This is a genomic window from Mixta sp. (assembly GCF_024610815.1).
GTDB classification, from domain to species: domain Bacteria; phylum Pseudomonadota; class Gammaproteobacteria; order Enterobacterales; family Enterobacteriaceae; genus Mixta; species Mixta calida.
The window spans coordinates 1-20,494 of record NZ_JANION010000095.1; the positions used below are offsets into that span (position 1 = coordinate 1).

17 protein-coding genes are annotated in these 20,494 nt (G+C 55.2%); 13 read left to right on the forward strand and 4 right to left on the reverse strand.

Going from position 1 to position 20,494, the window contains the following annotated elements:
- Together MYY08_RS06115 and mlaF are read right to left on the reverse strand one after the other, a co-directional pair.
- The coding region (locus MYY08_RS06115) for an ABC transporter permease (RefSeq protein ID WP_288013830.1) at window positions 1-418 on the reverse strand (418 nt) is incomplete at its 3' end.
- 4 nt (window positions 419-422) lie between these two features.
- Window positions 423-1,238 carry a phospholipid ABC transporter ATP-binding protein MlaF gene (gene mlaF, locus MYY08_RS06120; protein WP_038630164.1) on the reverse strand — a complete coding sequence of 272 codons (816 nt, stop codon included), beginning with the start codon at window positions 1,236-1,238 and terminating at the stop codon, window positions 423-425.
- Window positions 1,239-1,465: 227 nt separating this feature from the next.
- Between mlaF and MYY08_RS06125 the strand changes: the two genes are divergently transcribed.
- From MYY08_RS06125 to npr, 11 genes are all read left to right on the forward strand, one after another.
- Window positions 1,466-2,446: a calcium/sodium antiporter gene (locus MYY08_RS06125; protein ID WP_190296434.1), complete on the forward strand. Its 981-nt coding sequence runs from the start codon at window positions 1,466-1,468 to the stop codon at window positions 2,444-2,446.
- 14 nt (window positions 2,447-2,460) lie between these two features.
- Complete coding sequence (gene kdsD / locus MYY08_RS06130) at window positions 2,461-3,447, forward strand: arabinose-5-phosphate isomerase KdsD (RefSeq protein WP_288013831.1); 987 nt, start codon at window positions 2,461-2,463, stop codon at window positions 3,445-3,447.
- 16 nt (window positions 3,448-3,463) lie between these two features.
- Entirely contained in the window at window positions 3,464-4,030 is a 567-nt protein-coding gene (kdsC, locus tag MYY08_RS06135; protein ID WP_190296432.1) for a 3-deoxy-manno-octulosonate-8-phosphatase KdsC, read from the forward strand.
- A complete protein-coding gene (lptC, locus tag MYY08_RS06140; RefSeq protein WP_038628792.1) occupies window positions 4,027-4,602 on the forward strand; it encodes an LPS export ABC transporter periplasmic protein LptC in 576 nt (191 codons plus the stop codon). The genes kdsC and lptC overlap by 4 nt, the downstream gene beginning before the upstream one ends.
- Window positions 4,574-5,125, forward strand: a complete 552-nt coding sequence (gene lptA / locus MYY08_RS06145; protein WP_038628794.1) for a lipopolysaccharide ABC transporter substrate-binding protein LptA — start codon at window positions 4,574-4,576, stop codon at window positions 5,123-5,125. Before lptC ends, lptA begins: the two co-directional genes overlap by 29 nt.
- A gap of 5 nt (window positions 5,126-5,130) precedes the next feature.
- Window positions 5,131-5,856, forward strand: a complete 726-nt coding sequence (lptB, locus tag MYY08_RS06150) for an LPS export ABC transporter ATP-binding protein (protein WP_038628795.1) — start codon at window positions 5,131-5,133, stop codon at window positions 5,854-5,856.
- A gap of 48 nt (window positions 5,857-5,904) precedes the next feature.
- On the forward strand, window positions 5,905-7,341 hold the full coding sequence (gene rpoN, locus MYY08_RS06155; RefSeq protein WP_104951406.1) for an RNA polymerase factor sigma-54: 1,437 nt from the start codon (window positions 5,905-5,907) through the stop codon (window positions 7,339-7,341).
- Between the two features lie 23 nt (window positions 7,342-7,364).
- Entirely contained in the window at window positions 7,365-7,652 is a 288-nt protein-coding gene (hpf, locus tag MYY08_RS06160) for a ribosome hibernation promoting factor (RefSeq protein WP_288013832.1), read from the forward strand.
- Window positions 7,653-7,833: 181 nt separating this feature from the next.
- Window positions 7,834-8,316 carry a PTS IIA-like nitrogen regulatory protein PtsN gene (gene ptsN, locus MYY08_RS06165; protein ID WP_174705326.1) on the forward strand — a complete coding sequence of 161 codons (483 nt, stop codon included), beginning with the start codon at window positions 7,834-7,836 and terminating at the stop codon, window positions 8,314-8,316.
- Window positions 8,317-8,389: 73 nt separating this feature from the next.
- Window positions 8,390-9,244 carry an RNase adapter RapZ gene (gene rapZ, locus MYY08_RS06170; RefSeq protein WP_104955996.1) on the forward strand — a complete coding sequence of 285 codons (855 nt, stop codon included), beginning with the start codon at window positions 8,390-8,392 and terminating at the stop codon, window positions 9,242-9,244.
- Window positions 9,241-9,513 carry a PTS phosphocarrier protein NPr gene (npr, locus tag MYY08_RS06175; protein WP_038628803.1) on the forward strand — a complete coding sequence of 91 codons (273 nt, stop codon included), beginning with the start codon at window positions 9,241-9,243 and terminating at the stop codon, window positions 9,511-9,513. Before rapZ ends, npr begins: the two co-directional genes overlap by 4 nt.
- A gap of 4 nt (window positions 9,514-9,517) precedes the next feature.
- Here npr and mtgA read toward each other — a convergent pair whose 3' ends face one another.
- Together mtgA and arcB are read right to left on the reverse strand one after the other, a co-directional pair.
- Window positions 9,518-10,234 carry a monofunctional biosynthetic peptidoglycan transglycosylase gene (mtgA, locus tag MYY08_RS06180; RefSeq protein WP_084969951.1) on the reverse strand — a complete coding sequence of 239 codons (717 nt, stop codon included), beginning with the start codon at window positions 10,232-10,234 and terminating at the stop codon, window positions 9,518-9,520.
- 879 nt (window positions 10,235-11,113) lie between these two features.
- A complete protein-coding gene (gene arcB, locus MYY08_RS06185; protein ID WP_104951405.1) occupies window positions 11,114-13,453 on the reverse strand; it encodes an aerobic respiration two-component sensor histidine kinase ArcB in 2,340 nt (779 codons plus the stop codon).
- 862 nt (window positions 13,454-14,315) lie between these two features.
- On the opposite strand from arcB, the gene gltB reads away from it, so the two are divergent.
- Both gltB and MYY08_RS06195 read left to right on the forward strand, forming a co-directional pair.
- Window positions 14,316-18,785 (forward strand): glutamate synthase large subunit, encoded by a 4,470-nt coding sequence (gltB, locus tag MYY08_RS06190; RefSeq protein WP_038628807.1) that lies wholly within the window; start codon window positions 14,316-14,318, stop codon window positions 18,783-18,785.
- A 9-nt stretch (window positions 18,786-18,794) separates the two neighbouring features.
- Entirely contained in the window at window positions 18,795-20,213 is a 1,419-nt protein-coding gene (locus MYY08_RS06195) for a glutamate synthase small subunit (protein ID WP_038628809.1), read from the forward strand.
- Window positions 20,214-20,494 lie beyond the last annotated feature (281 nt).

Consider the following 20,494-nt stretch of genomic DNA (forward strand, 5'->3'; position numbering starts at 1 on the left):
GCGGATCGACCGCCATCATCTCCATGCTGGAAAGCTGCTCCGTGGCTTTCATCAAACCGATTTCCGCCGTCAGCGCCGATCCCGCGCGTCCGGCAAACAGCAGCGCGGTGACGACCGGCCCCAGCTCGCGCAGCAGCGAAAGCGCCACCAGCATGCCGAGGCTGGTTTCGGCGCTGTAAGTCGTCAGAACCAGATATCCCTGCAGGCCCAGCACCATGCCGATAAACAAGCCGGAAACAAGAATGATCAGCAGTGACATCACGCCGACGCTGTAAAGCTGTTTGATTAACAGCGGAGCATGCTTGCGAAACTCAGGTTTGCCCGCCAATGCATGGAACAACATCAGGCCGGCGCGGCCAAAAGAAGCGCAGGTGCGGATCCCTTGGCGTCCTAATGACGCCAGAGCATGTAAGAACATCAGTTTATTGACTCCCTGAGCCGGTAAGATCGGCAAAATAATCGCCGGCCGGATAGCGGAAAGGCACCGGCCCGTCAGCAATGCCGTCGATGAACTGACGCACGCGCGCATCGGGATTTTCCTGCAGCGCCTTCGTCGTTCCCTGGGCAATAATTTTTTGTCCGGCAACAATATAGGCGTAATCGGCAATGCTCAAGACCTCCGGCACATCATGCGAAACCACGATGCAGGTCATGCCCAGCGAATGGTTAAGCTCATCAATCAGCTTTACCAGCACGCCCATGGTAATCGGGTCCTGCCCGACAAAAGGTTCGTCGAACATAATCAGGTCAGGCTCCAGCGCAATAGCGCGCGCCAGCGCGGCGCGTCTGGCCATGCCGCCCGACAGTTCTGAAGGCATCAGCTTCGCCGCGCCGCGCAGTCCGACCGCCTCCAGCTTCATCATCACCGTGCTATGCAATAGCGGCGGCGGCAGGCGAGTGTGCTCACGCAGCGGCCAGGCGACATTTTCATATACATTCAAATCGGTAAACAGCGCGCCGGACTGAAAAAGCATGCTCATGCGCTTGCGCGTTTCATACAGCCGTGAGCGCGAAAGCGCGGGAATATTCTCGCCGTCGAACCAGATTTCTCCGGCATCCGGCTGCAACTGCCCGCCAATAAGACGCAGCAGGGTTGTTTTGCCGATGCCGGAAGGCCCCATGATGGCGGTGACTTTTCCTTTTGGCACCGTTAACGAGATATTGTCGAAAATGGTGCGGTTGCCACGCGAGAAACTCACGCCGTGGACCTCAACCAGATTCGTAGATGGCTGGTGCATTGCTACCTCTGTTACCCATTTCAGGCGATATAAATCAGCTATGTTAATCGCACTCTCCTGACGATAGCCGCGAGTTTTACAGAAACTTACCGCCTCGTCGTAGCGAAAACCGGCATAAGTTTTACTTTTTGCTCGCAGACGGTCAAAATCATCGCCATTCTTTTTGCGACGCCCGCACAATGACGAGCCAGGCAAGCCGACAAGTATAACCGATCCAAGGATTTTTCATGCTCTTAGCCACTGCACTGTTAGTTATCGGTTTAGTTTTACTGGTTTATGGAGCCGATCGTTTAGTGTTTAGTGCCGCTATTCTTTGCCGCTCGTTAGGCATCCCCCCGATCATTATCGGCATGACCATTGTCGGCATCGGCACTTCGCTGCCGGAGCTGATTGTTTCCTTCACGGCGGCGACGTACGGGCAAATGGATATCGCCGTCGGCACGGCGATAGGATCTAACATCACCAATATTCTTCTGATCCTGGGCGGCGCGGCGTTGCTGCATCCGCTGACCGTGCATTCCAGGCTGGTGCGACGCGAACTGCCGCTGATGCTGCTGGTCACGCTGCTGTGCGGCGTGATGCTATTCGATAATCAGCTTAGCCGGGGCGACGGCCTGGCGCTGATCGCCATCGCCTTTCTTTACCTGCTGTTTATTATTCGCATCGCCCGTCGCGCGGAAAGAGATAACAGCGACTCCCTGACGCGGGAACAGGTGGCCGAGCTGCCGCGAGACGACGCGGGCAATACCGTCGCTTTTCTCTGGCTGGCGGTCGCGCTGATTATTCTGCCGATGTCCACCCGCATGGTGATCGATAACGCGACGGTTATCGCCGACTACTTAGGCGTCAGTGAGCTGGTTATCGGCCTGACGATCATTTCGGTGGGCACCAGCCTGCCGGAGCTGGCTACCGTGATCGCCGGCGCATTAAAAGGCGAAGATGATATCGCCATCGGCAACCTTATCGGCTCGAACATTTATAATATGGCTATCGTGCTGGGCCTGCCGGCGCTGATACAACCCGGCGCGTTCGACAGCGCCGTTATTGAGCGCGACTACTGGGTTATGCTGGGCGTCAGCGCCCTGTTTACGCTTATCTGCCTGCAGCGTAGCCGTCGTATCGGCCGTCGCGCCGGCGCCGTGCTACTGGTCGGCTTTATCGCCTGGGTAGCGGTGCTCTACCTGCAGCCATTGAGTCTCAACGGATAAAGGACTGAATATCAATGTCTCACCTTATGCTCGAACCGGGCTTTGATTTCCAACAGGCCGGTAAAGAAGTGCTTCATATTGAACGTCAGGGGCTGGAGCAGCTTGACCAGTATATCAATGAAGATTTCACCCGTGCCTGCGAAAGGATGTTCTACTGTCAGGGAAAAGTGGTGGTGATGGGCATGGGCAAATCGGGACATATTGGTAAGAAAATGGCGGCGACCTTCGCCAGCACCGGCACGCCCGCCTTTTTCGTGCATCCGGCCGAGGCCAGCCATGGCGATCTCGGCATGGTCAGCGCCAACGATATCGTTATCGCAATCTCCAACTCCGGCGAGTCGAATGAGATCTTAGCGCTGATTCCGGTGCTGAAACGGCTTAAGGTCGAACTGATTTGCCTGACCGGGCGACCGGAGAGCACCATGGCGCGCGCCGCGGATATTCATCTCTGTGTTAAAGTGCCGCAGGAAGCCTGCCCGCTCGGCCTTGCGCCGACCTCCAGCACCACCGCGACGTTGGTGATGGGCGACGCGCTGGCGGTGGCGCTGCTTAAGGCGCGCGGCTTTACCGCCGAAGATTTTGCCCTTTCGCATCCGGGCGGCGCGTTGGGACGCAAGCTGTTGCTGCGCGTCAGTGATATCATGCACACCGGCGACGAAATCCCTCACGTGACGAAAGATGCCTCACTGCGCGACGCGTTGCTGGAAATCACGCGTAAAAACCTTGGTATGACGGCGATCGTGGACGATCTGATGCAGATTCAGGGAATTTTTACCGACGGTGATTTACGCCGCGTCTTCGATATGGGCATCGATTTTCAACAGGCCGCTATCGCCAGCGTGATGACGCCGGGCGGCGTGCGGGTGCGTCCCGGCATGCTGGCGGTCGACGCGCTTAACCTGATGCAGAATAAGCATATCACCGCCGTTATGGTCGCCGACGGCGATCAGCTGATCGGCGTCGTGCATATGCATGACATGCTGCGCGCTGGCGTAGTATAACCAGATGGAAACGAGAATGACGCAAGAACTGGACGTCGTGGAGACCTGCTACGGCGCAGTAAGCCGGGACGTAATCAAGCGCGCAGAATCAATTCGCCTGCTGATTTGCGATGTGGACGGCGTAATGTCCGATGGCCTGATCTATATGGGCAACAGCGGCGAAGAGCTGAAGGCATTCAACGTCCGCGACGGTTACGGCATCCGCTGCCTGCTAACCTCCGATATCGACGTCGCTATTATTACCGGGCGCCGTGCGAAACTGCTGGAGGATCGTTGTCAGACGCTGGGCATTACACATCTTTACCAGGGGCAGTCCGATAAGCTTTTGGCCTTCCGGGAACTTCTGGATAAACTGTCGCTACGCCCTGAGCAGGTCGCCTATATCGGCGACGATCTCATCGACTGGCCGGTGATGGCACAGGTGGGCCTGAGCGTGGCGGTGGCCGACGCGCATCCTCTACTGCTGGGGCGCGCCAGGTATGTAACCCGCATCGCCGGCGGACGCGGCGCGGTGCGTGAACTCTGCGATCTGATTTTGATCGCCCAGGATAAGTTTGATGACGCCAAAGGGCAATCGGTATGAGTAAAACCAGGCGTTGGATAACGCTACTGCTGGCATTGATCGCCATTATATTGCTCGGCTGGAATCTCGCCGGCAATGATGAAAACCAGGGGCCGCAGGAAACCAATAATCAGGAACCGACCTATACCAGTGCAAACTCCAGCACCGTGGTCTATAACCCGGCAGGCAGTCTCAGCTACAAGTTGGTTTCGGATAAGGTGACCTATTTTTCGACCGATGAGATCAGTTGGTTCGATAATCCGCTGATGACCACCTATGACGAAAACAAGATCCCTGCCTGGTCAGTACGCGCGGATAAAGCCAAACTGACAAAAGACCGCATGCTTTATCTCTATGGTCACGTTGAAGTCAACAGCCTGACGAAAGACGCTCAGCTTGAGCGGATTAAAACCGATAATGCGCAGGTCAATCTGGTGACGCAGGATGTGCAATCTGACGACCAGGTAACACTTTATGGCCGCGGCTTTAATTCTACTGGTATGAAAATGCGCGGTAATTTACGGACGAAAACGGCCGAGCTGATTGAAAAGGTCAAAACTAATTATGAAATCAATGCACAACAACAGCCTTAAGCTTCTGCTTATCACTACCCTGCTGGCCGCCAGCGTTCCGGCTCTGGCATTAACGGGCGACTCCGAAAAGCCCGTTAATATCGATTCCGCTAACCAGGCGCTGGATCTGCAAGGCAACGTCGCGACCTTTACCGGCAATGTGATCGTGACGCAGGGTTCGATCAAAATTACCGCCGATAAAGTCGTCGTAACGCGTCCTGGCGGCGACAGCAACAAAACCATCGTTGACGCTTACGGTACGCCGGCGACCTTTTATCAGCTGCAGGACGACGGCAAACCGGTAAAAGGTCATGCTCAGAAGATGCATTATGAGCTGGCGAAGGATTTTGTTGAACTGACGGGCAACGCCTATATCGAGCAGCTGGACAGCAATGTCAAAGGCGATCGTATCACCTATTTGGTGAAAGAGCAGAAAATGCAGGCGTTTAGCCAGGGCCAGAACAAGCGCGTGACAACCGTACTGGTGCCTTCGCAGCTGCAGGATAAATCCGGCGCCTCTAATGGCCAACAAAAGAGTAACTGATTCATATGGCAACACTACTCGCTGAAAATCTGGCGAAAGCCTATAAAGGCCGCCGCGTGGTGGAAGATGTCAGCCTGCAGGTTAAATCGGGCGAAATCGTCGGTCTGCTGGGACCAAACGGCGCGGGCAAAACCACCACCTTTTATATGGTTGTTGGCATTGTGCCGCGCGACGCCGGGCGCATCGTGATTGATGATGAAGACATCAGTATTTTACCGCTCCATGCCCGCGCCCGTCGCGGCATCGGCTACCTGCCGCAGGAAGCGTCGATATTCCGTCGCCTCAGCGTCTATGACAATCTGATGGCCGTGCTGCAGGTGCGCGACGATCTGACCACCGAACAGCGTCAGGATCGCGCCAACGAGCTGATGGAAGAATTCCATATTGAACATCTGCGCGACAGTCTCGGCCAGGCGCTCTCCGGCGGCGAACGGCGTCGTGTGGAAATTGCGCGCGCGCTGGCGGCGAACCCCAAATTCATCCTGTTGGATGAACCCTTCGCCGGCGTCGACCCGATCTCCGTTATCGATATCAAAAAGATTATCGAACACCTGCGTGACAGCGGTCTCGGCGTGCTGATCACCGACCATAACGTCCGTGAGACGCTGGCCGTTTGCGAACGCGCCTATATCGTGAGTCAGGGCCGTCTGATCGCCCATGGCACCCCGGAAGCGATTCTGGCCGATGAACAGGTGAAACGCGTCTATTTGGGTGAAGAGTTCAGACTCTGATATGGTGTCGGTTATGACAGTCTGCTATCAGGAAACGCTATTCTGAATATGAAGCAAGGTTTGCAACTCAGGCTCAGCCAACAGCTCGCCATGACGCCGCAGCTGCAGCAGGCTATTCGCCTGTTACAACTCTCTACGCTGGAGCTCCAACAGGAGATTCAGCTGGCGCTGGAGAGCAACCCGTTGCTTGAGCAGACCGATAATGTCCATGAAGAGGTGGATTCCCGCGAGTATACCGAGAGCGAAACGCTCGATACGCGGGAGGCGCTGGAGCAGAAGGATATGCCGGAGGAGTTGCCGCTTGACGCCACCTGGGACGAGATCTACACCGCCGGCACGCCGTCCGGCACCGGTACCGACTATCGCGACGACGAACTGCCGGTCTACCAGGGTGAAACCACCCAGTCGCTGCAGGATTACCTGATGTGGCAGGTGGAGCTGACGCCGTTTACCGATACCGATCGCGCCATCGCCACCTCGATTGTCGATGCCATTGACGATACCGGCTATCTCACCGTCACGCTGGATGAAATCCGCGATAGCATGGGCGATGAAGAGGTGGCGCTGGATGAAGTCGAGGCGGTGCTGAAGCGCGTGCAGCGTTTCGATCCTGTTGGCGTTGGCGCCCGCGATCTGCGCGATTGCCTGCTGGTGCAGCTTTCGCAGTTCGCCAGCGATACGCCATGGCTGACGGAGGCGCAGCTGATTGTCAGCGAGCATCTCGATCTGCTGGCAAACCATGATTTCCGCAGTCTGATGCGCGTCACCCGCCTGAAAGAAGATGTATTGAAAGAGGCGATGGCGCTGATCCAGTCGCTCGATCCGCGACCAGGGCAGTCGGTAAACACCAGCGAACCGGAATATGTCATTCCCGACGTACTGGTGCGCAAAATCGGCAACCGCTGGACAGTAGAGCTCAACAGCGACAGCGTGCCGCGGCTGAATATCAACCAGCAATACGCGGCGCTGGGCAACTCAACGCGCAACGATAGCGACAGTCAGTTTATTCGCACCAATCTGCAGGAAGCGAAATGGCTGATTAAAAGCCTGGAAAGCCGGAACGATACGTTGCTGAAAGTCACGCGCTGTATCGTCGAGCAGCAGCAGGCCTTCTTTGAACAGGGAGAGGAGTTCATGCGCCCGATGGTGCTGGCGGATATCGCTCAGGCGGTCGACATGCATGAATCAACCATTTCCCGCGTAACGACGCAAAAATACCTGCACAGCCCGCGCGGTATTTTCGAACTGAAATATTTTTTCTCCAGCCACGTCAATACCGAGGGCGGCGGCGAAGCTTCCTCCACGGCGATCCGCGCGCTGGTGAAAAAACTCATCTCGGCGGAGAACCCCGCCAAACCGCTGAGCGACAGCAAGCTCACCTCTATGCTGTCCGAACAGGGCATTATGGTGGCGCGCCGCACCGTCGCAAAGTACCGAGAGTCTTTATCCATCCCGCCATCAAATCAGCGTAAACAGCTGGTTTGATACTCACTGAGAAGGAAGACGCTATGCAGCTCAATATTACCGGGCAACACGTTGAAATCACGCCAGCTTTGCGCGAGTTTGTAAACACTAAGTTTGCCAAGCTGGAACAATATTCAGACCGGATAACCCAGGTCCACGTTGTGCTGAAGGTAGAGCGAGTGCAGCAGATAGCGGAAGCGACGCTGCACGTCAGCGGCGGCGAACTGCATGCGACTTCTGAGGCTAATGATATGTACGCGGCGATTGATGGCTTGATCGATAAGCTTTCTCGTCAGCTAACCCGGCATAAAGACAAGTTAAAACAACACTAACCTTCGCAAGGCGGAAGGAAGAACGGGCCGCTTGTAGTAATGCGGCACTATCGTGGGGCGATCTTTTTCGCCCCGTTTTTCCATTCACGCCACGCTGGCAAATTTTTACTGCTTTTCTCATCGTAAGACGCGTAAAGTAGCGCGATGCGCCAGTAAATGTGAACACGCAAGTGAAACTATGATGAACAACGAACTCTCACTGGAACTCAGCTCTGTACTTAACCTTGACTGTACCCGCAGCGGAGTGCATTGCCAGAGCAAAAAGCGGGCACTGGAAATCATCAGTGAACTGGCTGCCAAACAGCTTAATCTGCCGCACCAAACGGTGTTTGAAGCGATCCTGACACGCGAGCGCATGGGCAGCACCGGCATCGGCAACGGCATCGCTATTCCGCATGGAAAGCTGGAAGAGGATACGCTGCGTGCAGTAGGCGTATTTATCCGCCTCGATCAGCCAATCGGGTTCGATGCTATTGATAATCAACCGGTTGATCTGCTTTTTGCCTTGTTGGTACCGGCGGATCAATGTAAAACACATCTGCATACCCTTTCACTGGTGGCGAAACGGCTGGCCGACAAAACGGTATGCCGTCGTCTGCGGGCTGCGCAGAGTGATGAAGAGCTGTATGAGATCATTACCGCAGCGCCGGAAGAGAATCATTAATTACTACGCTTGCACTTTTGCCTGAACGGCGGGCTTGCGGCCCGTCGCGCAGGTTGAATGGGGAGACAACTTAATGGTGCTGATGATCGTCAGCGGTCGTTCAGGCTCAGGGAAATCTGTCGCGTTACGCGCGCTGGAAGATATGGGTTTTTACTGTGTGGACAACCTGCCGGTAACGCTCCTGCCCGATCTGGCGAATTCGCTGGCTGAACGTAATATCTCGGCCGCCGTCAGTATAGATGTGCGTAATATGCCGGAGTCGCCGGATGTGCTGGAAAAGGCGCTGACCAGCCTGCCCGGCAGCTTTTCGCCGCAGCTGCTGTTCCTGGACGCGGACCGCAACACCTTAATCCGTCGCTACAGCGATACCCGCCGTTTGCATCCGCTCTCCAGCAAAAACCTGTCGCTGGAAAGCGCTATCGATGAAGAAAACGATCTTCTGGAGCCACTGCGATCGCGCGCCGATCTGATTGTCGATACGTCGGAAATGTCGGTGCATGAACTGGCGGAGATGCTGCGTACGCGTCTGCTCGGCAAGCGCGAGCGCGAACTCACGATGGTATTTGAATCTTTCGGTTTTAAGCATGGCATCCCTATCGACGCCGACTATGTTTTTGACGTGCGCTTTCTGCCTAACCCGCACTGGGACCCAAAGCTGCGTCCGATGACAGGCCTCGACAGACCCGTAGCGGCCTTTCTCGATCGTCACACTGAGGTGCATAACTTTATCTACCAGACGCGCAGCTATCTCGAATTATGGCTGCCGATGCTGGAAACCAATAATCGCAGTTATCTGACCGTCGCCATTGGCTGCACTGGCGGCAAACACCGTTCCGTCTATATTGCCGAACAGCTCGCCGACTATTTCCGTTCGCGCGGCAAGAATGTGCAATCCCGCCATCGCACGCTGGAAAAACGCAAATCATGACAGTCAGGCAAACCGTTGAAATTAAAAATAAGCTGGGCATGCATGCCCGCCCCGCGATGAAGCTGTTTGAACTGGTACAAAGTTTTGACGCTGAAGTGCTGCTGCGTAATGAGGCGGGCACCGAGGCGGAAGCCAGCAGCGTGATTGCGTTGCTGATGCTCGATTCGGCTAAAGGCGGCCACATTGAAATTGAAGCCACCGGCCCGCAGGAAGAGCAGGCGCTGGCGGCAGTCATTGAGCTGTTTGAAGCGGGCTTCGACGAAGAATAAGTCGTTACAGGCGGTGCTGCTGAATATATGTTGTGCCGCCCAGTTGACGCATCTGCCGCATGATCCATGCCTGCCGCTGACGCACATAGCCAGAAGGCGCATCCGCGCGGAAACGCAGCGGATTAGGCAGAACGGCGGCCAGCAGCGCCGCTTCTGTCATCGTCAGTCGGCTGGCGGGCTTATGAAAATAGCGCTGCGCCGCCGCCTCTACGCCAAATATGCCATCGCCAAACTCGGCGATATTCAGGTACACCGTCAGGATACGCCTTTTACTCCATACGCCTTCCAGTCCCAGCGTCAGCCCGGCCTCCAGCCCTTTACGCAGCCAACTACGGCCATCCCAAAGAAAGAGATTTTTCGCCGTTTGCTGTGAAAGCGTAGAGGCGCCGCGCATCCGTCCATTCTGCTTATCCAGCACCGACTCGATCGCCTCTACATCAAACCCCCAATGCTGAGGAAATTTTTGATCTTCTGCGGCGATGACTGCCAGCAGCATCCAGGGGGATATCTCCTCTCTCGACACCCAGTCAGAGTGCGCAACCCAGGAAAACTCCCCTTTAAGCCAGACGCCGACCTGCCGCTCCGCCATCACTGCTGAAAAAGGGACCGGCAAAAAAGCAAATAGTACGATCCCGGCCAGCCATAAGCCGACGATCGAAACGATCAGGCGCAGCAGCCAGCGTTTGCAAAAGCTTAACAGTTGTCCTTTACCGATACCCATACGATCCTGTCCAATCCGTTTTTTTTTCACTTATCAATTGCTCTCGTTACTGCCATGACTGGCCCTGAAGTTATTACGGTCGTGTAATGATAAAACAGCGCTTTTTGCGGCCAAATTTGCTGATTCAGAAATTCATATTTTGTTAATTTCTTCAAACATCAATAGGTTCCATGTCTTAGGAATCGGTTCCAAAGTTTAGACACCCTGCTGCTTTTACAGGAATTCAGCCTGAAGCCTTATGATTACCCATAAGGAAAAACATTTAAACCCCTTATGGAACGCCTGATAAGTGACCATGTTAACTAAAGAAAAGACAAAATAATTTCAAGTAAAGATGCTTTTCAGCGGACAATTTGACGTTTTTTAAACATGGATAATTAAGCGTTTTAACGCCCTGTCCTTACAGGCTGCGTTAAGCACTGAAATGAGCAGAGCTCACCCATAAGCTGAACTTTTTTGCGGCGCACCAGCGCACTTGTCATGAGAGCTATTTTTTTAAATTACAAGGCATTATGTAAAAGTGATGCTCATCAAGTGTAACGGGTAAAGCCAAAAAAAGCGTACCTGAATATTGACGCTGGACGATGAAAGTTTTTTGCAATGAAATCCTTTACAAAAGCTTAATTTGACGCCAATATAGGGCCTTAGTTAATTTCTTGCTTGACTGTGTCATTAAATTAATGTTTTCTGGGTGTCAACGCTGGCCTACATCACATATTTTAATGAATCTTTTAACAGATACTGTGAGATTTGCTAAGGTGTGTCAAAGCGTTACCCAATACCATGCTTGTGCCGCTTGTTAACTCTTCTAAGAATGGCTTGAGCAAACCTTTTCCCTGGTGTTGGCGCAGTATTCGCGCACCCCGGCACAAGCCGGGGTCATTTTTTTTCTGCTTCCTGCTTTTCAATCCATTCACGTAATATCGCCACATCGTGTCGCCATTCTTGCTTCAGCTCGTCGATCCACTCCTGTACGTTATCCCACCATGCAGGCAATTCCGGGCTCTGAATCTGTTTCGATAGCTGTTGCAAGTGCTGCAAGCCCACCGAGCCCGCAGCGCCTTTGATTTTATGCCCTTCTTCAGTAATGCCCTTTTGATCGCGCGCCATCATATTAGAATCCAGCACCGCCAGATAACCCGGCATCATCTGTTCAAACATATCCAGGCTACGGGTGATCAGCGACGGGCCGACCAGCTCGATATACTGTTCCAGCATCGGTAGATCGAGAAGCGCCAGCTTTTTGTCATCCATACGCTCAGGGACGTCAGCCACTGCGTCATCCTGATAGTCCCAGAATTTTTTAATCATCGCGGTTAACGCCGGCACCGCCAGCGGCTTGCTGAGAACATCATCCATGCCGGCTTCCAGATACTCTTTTTTGTCTTTCAGCACGTTCGCCGTCAATGCGACTAACGGCGGTAGCCGCTCCCCTTTAAAGCGCTGATGAATGGCGCGCGCCACGTCCAGCCCCGTCATATCGGGCAGTTGGATATCCAGCAGCACCAGGTCGAACTCATCGGGATCAAACATATCCAACGCCGCCTGGCCGGTCATCGCCACTTCTACACTGTTGCCCAGCTTCTCAAGTACCGAGCGCGCCACCACGACGTTCAGCTCAATATCTTCAACCAGCAGCACGTGTAGCGCAGGCAGCGGCATTTCGTCAGCCAGCTGCTCATCTTCTACCTCTTCCGCAACGCGCGGCGCATTCAGCGTAACCGTAAAGCAGGAGCCTTCTCCCGGCGCACTGCGTACGGTAATATCGCCGCCCATCGCCTGCGCCAGACGGCGTGAAACCGCCAGCCCGATACCAGTGCCGGTAGCGGGCTTGCCGCCATGCTGATCCTTCACCTGATAGTACATGGCAAAAATTTTATCCTGCTCATCAAGCGGGATGCCCATGCCCGAATCTTCTACTTCAAAACGCAGCTGCTCCCTTTCATAAGTGACGCGAACCACTATTTCGCCCTGCTGAGTAAATTTCACCGCATTGCCGATCAGGTTCCATAAAATCTGACGCAGGCGCGTGCCGTCGGCGATGATTTTATGCGGCAGCGGCAGATGAGGCTGCAGAACAAATTTCAGGCCTTTCGGCTGCGCCAGCAGGCCGGAGAGGTTTTCCAGATCGGCAAGAAAACCGGTGAAGTCGAGCGGCTGGTTATCAAGCTGCACTTTACGCCGCTCGATTTTGTCCATCTCAATAACATCATTAAAAATATTGCCCAGCGTTATCGCTGAGACATGAATGGTTTTGAGATATTTCAGCTGCTCCTGATTCAGATCGGTATCCAACAGAATCCGACTCAGCCCAACGATGCCGTTAAGCGGCGTGCGCAGCTCATGGCTGATAGTCGAGATAAAGGTCGTCTTCTCGCGGCTGGCGTTTTCCAGCGCGTCCTGATAGCGCTTACGCTCGGTAATGTCACGACCGAAGCCCATCAGGCCGCTGCGTTTACCGACGCGATCGTAATAGGGCACTTTGCGGATTTCAAAACAGGCTTTACGCCCGTCGGGATATTGCAGCCACTGTTCATAGGTCAGAGAAACGTTATGGCGGAAAACTTTCTCATCCGTTTCCAAAACCTTGGTCGCCGCCTCTTCATCATAAACTTCTTTCGGCGTCAGACCGATGAGCTGTTTTTCGCTTTTGCCGGTCAGCAGCTCCATCGCGCGGTTGCAGCCGGAAAATTGCTGATCGATATTGCGATAGAAAACGAGGTCCGGGGAAGCATCGAGAAAAGAGCGCAGGAAAGAGGATTGCTGTTCAAGTTCTATCTGCGCCTGCTCGCGCCGCGCCATTTCCTCTTTCAGTTTGTCCACCACCAGCAGACGCGCCTCTTCCGCTTTGATACGGTCGGCAATCTCCTGATTTAGCTGGCTGATGGTCTCTTTCATCTGCTGGTTTAGTTCCAGATCGCGCTTGCGCATCTCCTCCAGCTTATCCACCAGCCGCGCCAGCCGCTGACGCGACTCTTCCAGCTGTTCAACCACCACCGACAGAAAGTAAACCGCCCAGGGAGTGATCAACAGGCCGAAAAACACGGAACGCACCATATCAATGCTCTCTACATGGCCGCGCAGCAGCATGGTGACGGCCATCTGTACCACCATTGCCAGCACGACCAGCGCGGAAGCCAACAGCAAGGAAAAGCGGATTAACCCCAGCTTCACCATTAAATCGACATAATATTGCGCTAACAGACGAATTTGTTTCATATCAGTTTCCTTCCCGGTCTCATTTCCCATCATACCCCACTTTAGGGTCAGGGGGGCGCGGCAGGCGTAAACTCACCGCAGGGAGGGAAAATCGCCCGGCCACTGCACTATTAAAGTGCAAATACGGCCCCTCCGCTGGAAAAAAGCGCTTAACCGGACAAAAGTATTGACTATTTCGCCAGGTTGCATACATTGGAAAGCCCCTGTCATAGCAGGTTTATCGACTCACACCGATGCTTTTCAAGACGATGCGTTTGCAACGTCTTTGCTTCCCCCTTACCCAAAAGAATAATCATTCAAATAAAGAGTCTTTTTAGTCATTATTTACTTAATTAATTTTACTAATGATCGCTCTCCCTTAACCTTAAAAAATGCATTATAAGAAAAACAGATGCATTCTATATTCATTCGCTATTTACCAGCAGATAATCCTGAGATACACGTCAGCACTAGCATGGTGCAGAGATTTGATCGCCGCCCCATAGTGAGACAGCTCACATTCTTCACCTTACCCCCGGCCCCGTACGCAAGACAAAATAATCCCTTATTTATTTAAAAAACAAAAAGTTAAATATAAAAACACCTAAAAAGCATAAGTAAGAAGCGTATTTGACCTCTTTACGCTTTCCCGATAAGTTGGAAATCCGCTGGAAGCTTTTCGGATGAGTGTTCCACTCATCATATTTATGCAGTAATTGAGATTCCCTCTGAAGCAAGTCCGCAATACTTGTGACACCGATGCCTGAGGCTATGAATGGGAGCCATGCGACCGGTACGCGTATGAGACGCCAACCTGCCGCCTGCCCTTTCTACGCCTGCCGTCGGCGCCGGGGATCCGCAGAGCCTGGGGAGGTTCACTGAAATGTTGTACGATAAATCCCTTGAAAAGGATAACTGTGGTTTCGGCCTGATCGCTCATATTGAAGGCGAACCCAGCCATAAAGTAGTGCGCACTGCGATTCATGCTTTGGCTCGTATGCAGCACCGCGGCGCCATTCTGGCCGACGGCAAAACCGGCGACGGCTGCGGCCTGCTGCTGCAGAAACCTGACCGTTTCTTCCGCGTTGTCGCCGAAGAACAGGGTTGGCGCCTGGCGAAGAACTATGCTGTCGGCATGCTGTTCCTGAATCAGGACGAAGAACTGGCGCGCGCCAGCCGCCGCATCGTCGAGGAAGAGGTGCTGCGCGAAACCTTATCAATCGTTGGCTGGCGCGATGTGCCGACCAATCAGGAAGTACTGGGTGAAGTCGCCCTCTCCTCTCTGCCCCGCATTGAACAGATCTTTATTAATGCGCCAGCCGGCTGGCGTCCCCGGGATATGGAGCGCCGCCTTTATATGGCGCGTCGCCGTATTGAAAAGCGTATCGAAGCGCTGGGCGACAAAGAGTTCTATGTCTGCAGTTTCTCTAATCAGGTCAATATCTATAAAGGCCTGTGCATGCCGGCCGATCTGCCGCGCTTTTATCTCGATCTGGCGGATCTGCGTATGGAATCGGCGATCTGCCTGTTCCACCAGCGCTTTTCCACCAATACCGTGCCGCGCTGGCCGCTGGCTCAGCCCTTCCGTTATATGGCGCACAACGGCGAGATCAACACCATCGCCGGCAACCGTCAGTGGGCCCGCGCGCGCGCCTATAAATTCCAGACGCCGCTGATCCCCGATCTGCAGGACGCCGCGCCGTTCGTTAATGAAACCGGCTCCGATTCCAGCTCAATGGATAACATGCTGGAGCTGTTCCTGAGCGGCGGCATGGACCTTATCCGCGCAATGCGCCTGCTGGTGCCGCCGGCCTGGCAGAACAATCCGGATATGGGGCCTGAGCTACGCGCGTTCTTCGACTTTAACTCAATGCATATGGAGCCGTGGGACGGCCCAGCGGGCATCGTGATGTCCGACGGACGCTACGCCGCCTGTAACCTTGACCGCAACGGCCTGCGTCCGGCGCGCTATGTGATCACCAAGGACAAGCTGATCACCTGCGCTTCTGAAGTCGGCATCTGGGACTATCAGCCGGATGAGGTGCTGGAAAAAGGCCGCGTCGGGCCAGGCGAGCTGATGGTGATCGATACGCGCTCAGGCCGCATTCTGCATTCCGCGGAAACGGACAACGATCTGAAAAGCCGCCATCCTTATCAAGCCTGGATGGAGAAGAACGTTAAGCGTCTGGTGCCGTTCGAGGATCTGCCTGACGATCAGGTTGGCAGCCGCGAACTGGATGACGTGACGCTGGCGACTTACCAGAAGCAGTTCGGCTACAGCAGCGAAGAGCTGGATCAGATTATCCGCGTGCTGGGTGAAAATGGTCAGGAAGCGGTGGGGTCAATGGGCGATGATACGCCGTTTGCGGTTCTCTCCAGCCGCCCGCGCCTCATTTATGACTATTTCCGTCAGCAGTTCGCTCAGGTGACTAACCCGCCGATTGATCCGCTGCGCGAGAATCACGTGATGTCGCTGGCCACCAGCATCGGCCGCGAAATGAATGTTTTCTGCGAAGCGGAAGGCCAGGCGCACCGCGTCTCTTTTAAATCGCCTATTTTGCTTTTCTCCGACTTCCGTCAGTTGACGACGCTGGAAGGCGAATATTATCGCGCCGATACGCTGGACTGTACCTTCAACCCGGCGGAGCAAACGCTGGAAGCGACTATTCATGCGCTGTGTGATAAAGCGGAGAGCATGGTGCGCAATGGCACGGTGCTGCTGGTGCTGTCCGACCGCGCCATCAGCGAACAACGTCTGCCGGTGCCTGCGCCAATGGCGGTGGGCGCGATTCAGACGCGCCTGGTGGAGAAAAACCTGCGCTGCGACGCCAATATTATCGTCGAAACCGCCAGCGCCCGCGATCCGCACCATTTCGCCGTGCTGCTGGGCTTCGGCGCGACCGCTATCTATCCTTACCTCGCCTATGAATCGCTGGCGAAAATGGCGGACAGCGGCGTAATTGAAAAAGATTACCGCGCGTTGATGCTGAACTACCGTAACGGCATCAACAAGGGGCTATATAAGATCATGTCCAAAATGGGCATTTCGACTATCGCCTCTTATCGCTGCTCCAAATTGTTCGAAGCGGTCGGCCTGCATAAAGATGTTTCTACGCTCTGCTTCCAGGGCGTGGTCAGCCGCATCAACGGCTCGAACTTCGCCGATTTCCAACAGGATCTGATTAACCTGGCGAAACGCGCCTGGCTGCAGCGCAAACCGTTGGATCAGGGCGGGCTGCTGAAATATGTTCACGGCGGCGAGTACCACGCCTACAACCCGGACGTGGTGGCGACGCTGCAAAAAGCGGTGCAGAGCGGCGAGTATAGCGACTATCAGCTCTACGCCCGCGCGGTTAACGAACGTCCAGTCGCCACGCTGCGCGATCTGCTGGAGATTCAGCCTGGTACGCAGCCAGTCAGTCTGGATGAGGTCGAGCCCGCGACTGAACTTTATAAGCGTTTTGATACCGCCGCGATGTCTATCGGCGCGCTCAGCCCGGAAGCGCATGAGTCTCTGGCGGAAGCGATGAACAGCCTGGGCGGATATTCTAACTCCGGCGAAGGCGGCGAAGATCCCGCACGTTACGGCACCAATAAAGTGTCGCGCATCAAGCAGGTCGCCTCTGGCCGCTTTGGCGTGACGCCAGCTTATCTGGTCAACGCCGACGTTATTCAGATTAAAGTGGCGCAGGGCGCGAAACCAGGAGAAGGCGGTCAGCTGCCGGGCGATAAGGTGACGCCTTATATCGCGAAGCTGCGCTATTCCGTGCCGGGCGTCACCCTGATTTCGCCGCCGCCGCATCACGATATTTACTCTATCGAAGATCTGGCGCAGCTGATTTTCGACCTGAAGCAGGTCAACCCGAAGGCGATGATCTCCGTGAAGCTGGTATCAGAGCCGGGCGTAGGCACCATCGCAACCGGCGTAGCCAAAGCCTATGCCGACCTGATTACCATCGCCGGCTACGACGGCGGCACCGGCGCCAGCCCGCTCAGCTCGGTAAAATATGCCGGCTGTCCGTGGGAGCTGGGCCTGGTGGAAACCCAGCAGGCGCTGGTGGCCAACGGCCTGCGTCATAAGATTCGCCTGCAGGTCGACGGCGGTCTGAAAACCGGACGCGATATTATTAAAGCGGCGATTCTCGGCGCAGAAAGCTTCGGCTTCGGCACCGGTCCGATGGTGGCGCTGGGCTGTAAATATCTCCGCATTTGCCATCTCAACAACTGTGCGACCGGCGTAGCAACCCAGGACGAGAAGCTGCGTAAAAACCACTACCACGGTCTGCCTTACCGCGTGACCAACTACTTCCAGTTTATCGCGCAGGAAACGCGTGAACTCATGGCGGAGCTGGGCGTGAAGCGGCTGGTGGATCTGATTGGCCGTACCGATCTGCTGAAGGTGCTGGATGGCTTTACCGCGAAGCAGCAGAATCTGGATCTCTCCTCGCTGCTGGCGACGGCGACGCCGATGCCCGGCAAGGCCGTTTACTGCACCGAAAGCAGTAACCCGCCGTTTGATAACGGCGACCTGAACAAGGCGCTGCTGCAACAGGCGATGCCGTATGTGGAGGCGAAACAGAGCAAGACATTCTGGTTCGATATCCGCAATACCGATCGTTCCGTCGGCGCGACGCTTTCCGGCGCGATCGCCGCGATCCATGGCGATCAGGGGCTGGCCTCCGATCCGATTCGGATTCACTATAGCGGCACCGCCGGGCAGAGCTTCGGCGTATGGAATGCAGGCGGGGTTGAGCAGACGCTGACCGGCGACGCCAACGACTATGTAGGCAAAGGCATGGCGGGCGGTCTGCTGGCCATTCGTCCACCGGTCGGCTCCGCTTTCCGCAGCCACGAGGCCACCATTGCCGGCAACACCTGCCTGTATGGCGCCACCGGCGGCAAACTGTTCGCCGCGGGCCGCGCGGGTGAACGCTTCGCGGTGCGTAACTCCGGCGCCATCACCGTGGTTGAAGGCATCGGCGATAACGGCTGCGAGTATATGACCGGCGGCATTGTTTGCGTGCTGGGCAAAACCGGCGTCAACTTTGGCGCAGGCATGACCGGCGGCTTCGCCTACGTGCTGGATGAGGATGGCGAGTTCCGCAAACGCGTCAACCCGGAACTGGTGGAAGTGCTGAGCGTAGACGATCTGGCGATTCACGAAGAGCATCTGCGCGGCCTGATCACTGAACATGTTCAGCATACCGGCTCGTCGCGCGGCGAAGAGATCTTGGCTAACTGGCCTGTCTGGTCGTCGAAGTTTGCGTTGGTAAAACCGAAGTCCAGTGATGTTAAAGCATTGTTGGGGCACCGTAGTCGTTCCGCAGCTGAGCTGCGGGTGCAGGCGCAGTAAGAGGTCACAATGAGTCAAAACGTATATCAGTTTATCGACTTGCAGCGCGTTGATCCGCCGAAAAAGCCGCTGAAAATCCGCAAAATCGAGTTTGTAGAGATCTATGAACCCTTTTCGGAAAGCCAGGCGAAAGCCCAGGCGGATCGCTGTTTGTCATGCGGCAACCCCTACTGCGAATGGAAGTGCCCGGTACACAACTACATTCCCAACTGGTTGAAGCTGGCGAATGAAGGTCGCATTATCGAGGCGGCCGAGCTTTCGCATCAGACCAACAGCCTGCCGGAAGTGTGCGGTCGCGTTTGTCCGCAGGATCGCCTGTGCGAAGGCTCCTGTACGCTGAACGATGAGTTTGGCGCGGTGACCATCGGCAATATCGAGCGCTATATCAACGATAAAGCGATGGAAATGGGCTGGCGTCCCGACCTGTCGCACGTCAAGCCTACCGGTAAACGCGTGGCGATTATCGGTGCAGGCCCGGCTGGCCTCGCCTGCGCCGACGTGCTGACCCGCAACGGCGTCAAAGCGGTGGTTTACGATCGCCACCCGGAAATCGGCGGGCTGCTTACCTTCGGCATTCCGGCGTTCAAGCTGGAAAAAGAGGTAATGACGCGTCGACGCACGATGTTCACCGAGATGGGCATTGAGTTCCAGCTGAATACCGAAGTCGGCCGCGATGTCCAGCTCAGCGATTTGATTAATGAGTTTGACGCGGTCTTCCTGGGCGTCGGCACCTATCAGTCCATGCGCGGCGGCCTTGAAAATGAAGATGCGCCGGGCGTCCATGACGCGCTGCCTTTCCTGATCGCCAATACGCGTCAGATTATGGGTTTCGATCAGCTGGCGGATCAGCCCTGGATCGATATGCAGGGCAAACGCGTGGTGGTGCTTGGCGGCGGCGATACGGCGATGGACTGCGTGCGCACCTCGATTCGTCAGGGCGCGACGCATGTTACCTGCGCCTATCGTCGTGACGAAGAGAACATGCCAGGCTCGCGTCGCGAAGTGAAAAACGCGCGCGAAGAAGGCGTGGAGTTCCAGTTTAATTTACAGCCGCTGGGGATTGAAATTAATGGATCCGGTCGCGTCTGCGGCGTCAGGGTCGCCCGCACGGAGATGGGCCAGCCGGACGCGCATGGCCGTCGTCGCGCCGAAATCGTTCCGGGCTCCGAACATATTTTGCCGGCCGATGCGGTGATTATCGCCTTTGGTTTCCGTCCGCATAAGATGGAGTGGCTGACGCCATTCAGCGTCGAGCTGGATGCTCAGGGTCGTATTATCGCGCCGGAGGGTCATGATAATGCGTTCCAGACCAGCAACCCGAAAATCTTTGCCGGCGGCGATGCCGTCCGCGGCTCCGATCTGGTGGTGACAGCCATTGCTGAAGGTCGCAAAGCGGCTGAAGGGATTATGAACTACCTGGAAGTGTAATCACGACCAGCACGCTGGTTGAGCAGCGCGGTGATTTACCTCGCGCTGCTTTCCTTTTTCTGGCATGACGGCATGCGCTGTCCGTGAAAAGCCCGTATCTTTTGATGCGGGCTTTTTTATGAGATATGCGAGCCTGACGCCATCGCTCTGCGGCAGAGAAAGCGTCGTTCTCTGGAATAACATCATGCCGAAATAAGCGCTATCGGCTTGCTTCCTTTTCCGCTCAATAAAAAACGGGCCATCAGGCCCGTTTTTTTATTTAACCACGCGTAATGCGGGAC

Coding starts and splice junctions, on each gene's coding strand:
- arcB (WP_104951405.1), bottom strand. CDS start 13,453: ATGAAACAAATTCGTCTGTTAGCGCAATATTATGTCGATTTAATGGTG.
- MYY08_RS06125 (WP_190296434.1), top strand. CDS start 1,466: ATGCTCTTAGCCACTGCACTGTTAGTTATCGGTTTAGTTTTACTGGTT.
- rapZ (WP_104955996.1), top strand. CDS start 8,390: ATGGTGCTGATGATCGTCAGCGGTCGTTCAGGCTCAGGGAAATCTGTC.
- kdsD (WP_288013831.1), top strand. CDS start 2,461: ATGTCTCACCTTATGCTCGAACCGGGCTTTGATTTCCAACAGGCCGGT.
- mlaF (WP_038630164.1), bottom strand. CDS start 1,238: ATGCACCAGCCATCTACGAATCTGGTTGAGGTCCACGGCGTGAGTTTC.
- lptC (WP_038628792.1), top strand. CDS start 4,027: ATGAGTAAAACCAGGCGTTGGATAACGCTACTGCTGGCATTGATCGCC.
- mtgA (WP_084969951.1), bottom strand. CDS start 10,234: ATGGGTATCGGTAAAGGACAACTGTTAAGCTTTTGCAAACGCTGGCTG.
- rpoN (WP_104951406.1), top strand. CDS start 5,905: ATGAAGCAAGGTTTGCAACTCAGGCTCAGCCAACAGCTCGCCATGACG.
- ptsN (WP_174705326.1), top strand. CDS start 7,834: ATGAACAACGAACTCTCACTGGAACTCAGCTCTGTACTTAACCTTGAC.
- npr (WP_038628803.1), top strand. CDS start 9,241: ATGACAGTCAGGCAAACCGTTGAAATTAAAAATAAGCTGGGCATGCAT.
- lptB (WP_038628795.1), top strand. CDS start 5,131: ATGGCAACACTACTCGCTGAAAATCTGGCGAAAGCCTATAAAGGCCGC.
- gltB (WP_038628807.1), top strand. CDS start 14,316: ATGTTGTACGATAAATCCCTTGAAAAGGATAACTGTGGTTTCGGCCTG.
- MYY08_RS06195 (WP_038628809.1), top strand. CDS start 18,795: ATGAGTCAAAACGTATATCAGTTTATCGACTTGCAGCGCGTTGATCCG.
- lptA (WP_038628794.1), top strand. CDS start 4,574: ATGAAATCAATGCACAACAACAGCCTTAAGCTTCTGCTTATCACTACC.
- hpf (WP_288013832.1), top strand. CDS start 7,365: ATGCAGCTCAATATTACCGGGCAACACGTTGAAATCACGCCAGCTTTG.
- kdsC (WP_190296432.1), top strand. CDS start 3,464: ATGACGCAAGAACTGGACGTCGTGGAGACCTGCTACGGCGCAGTAAGC.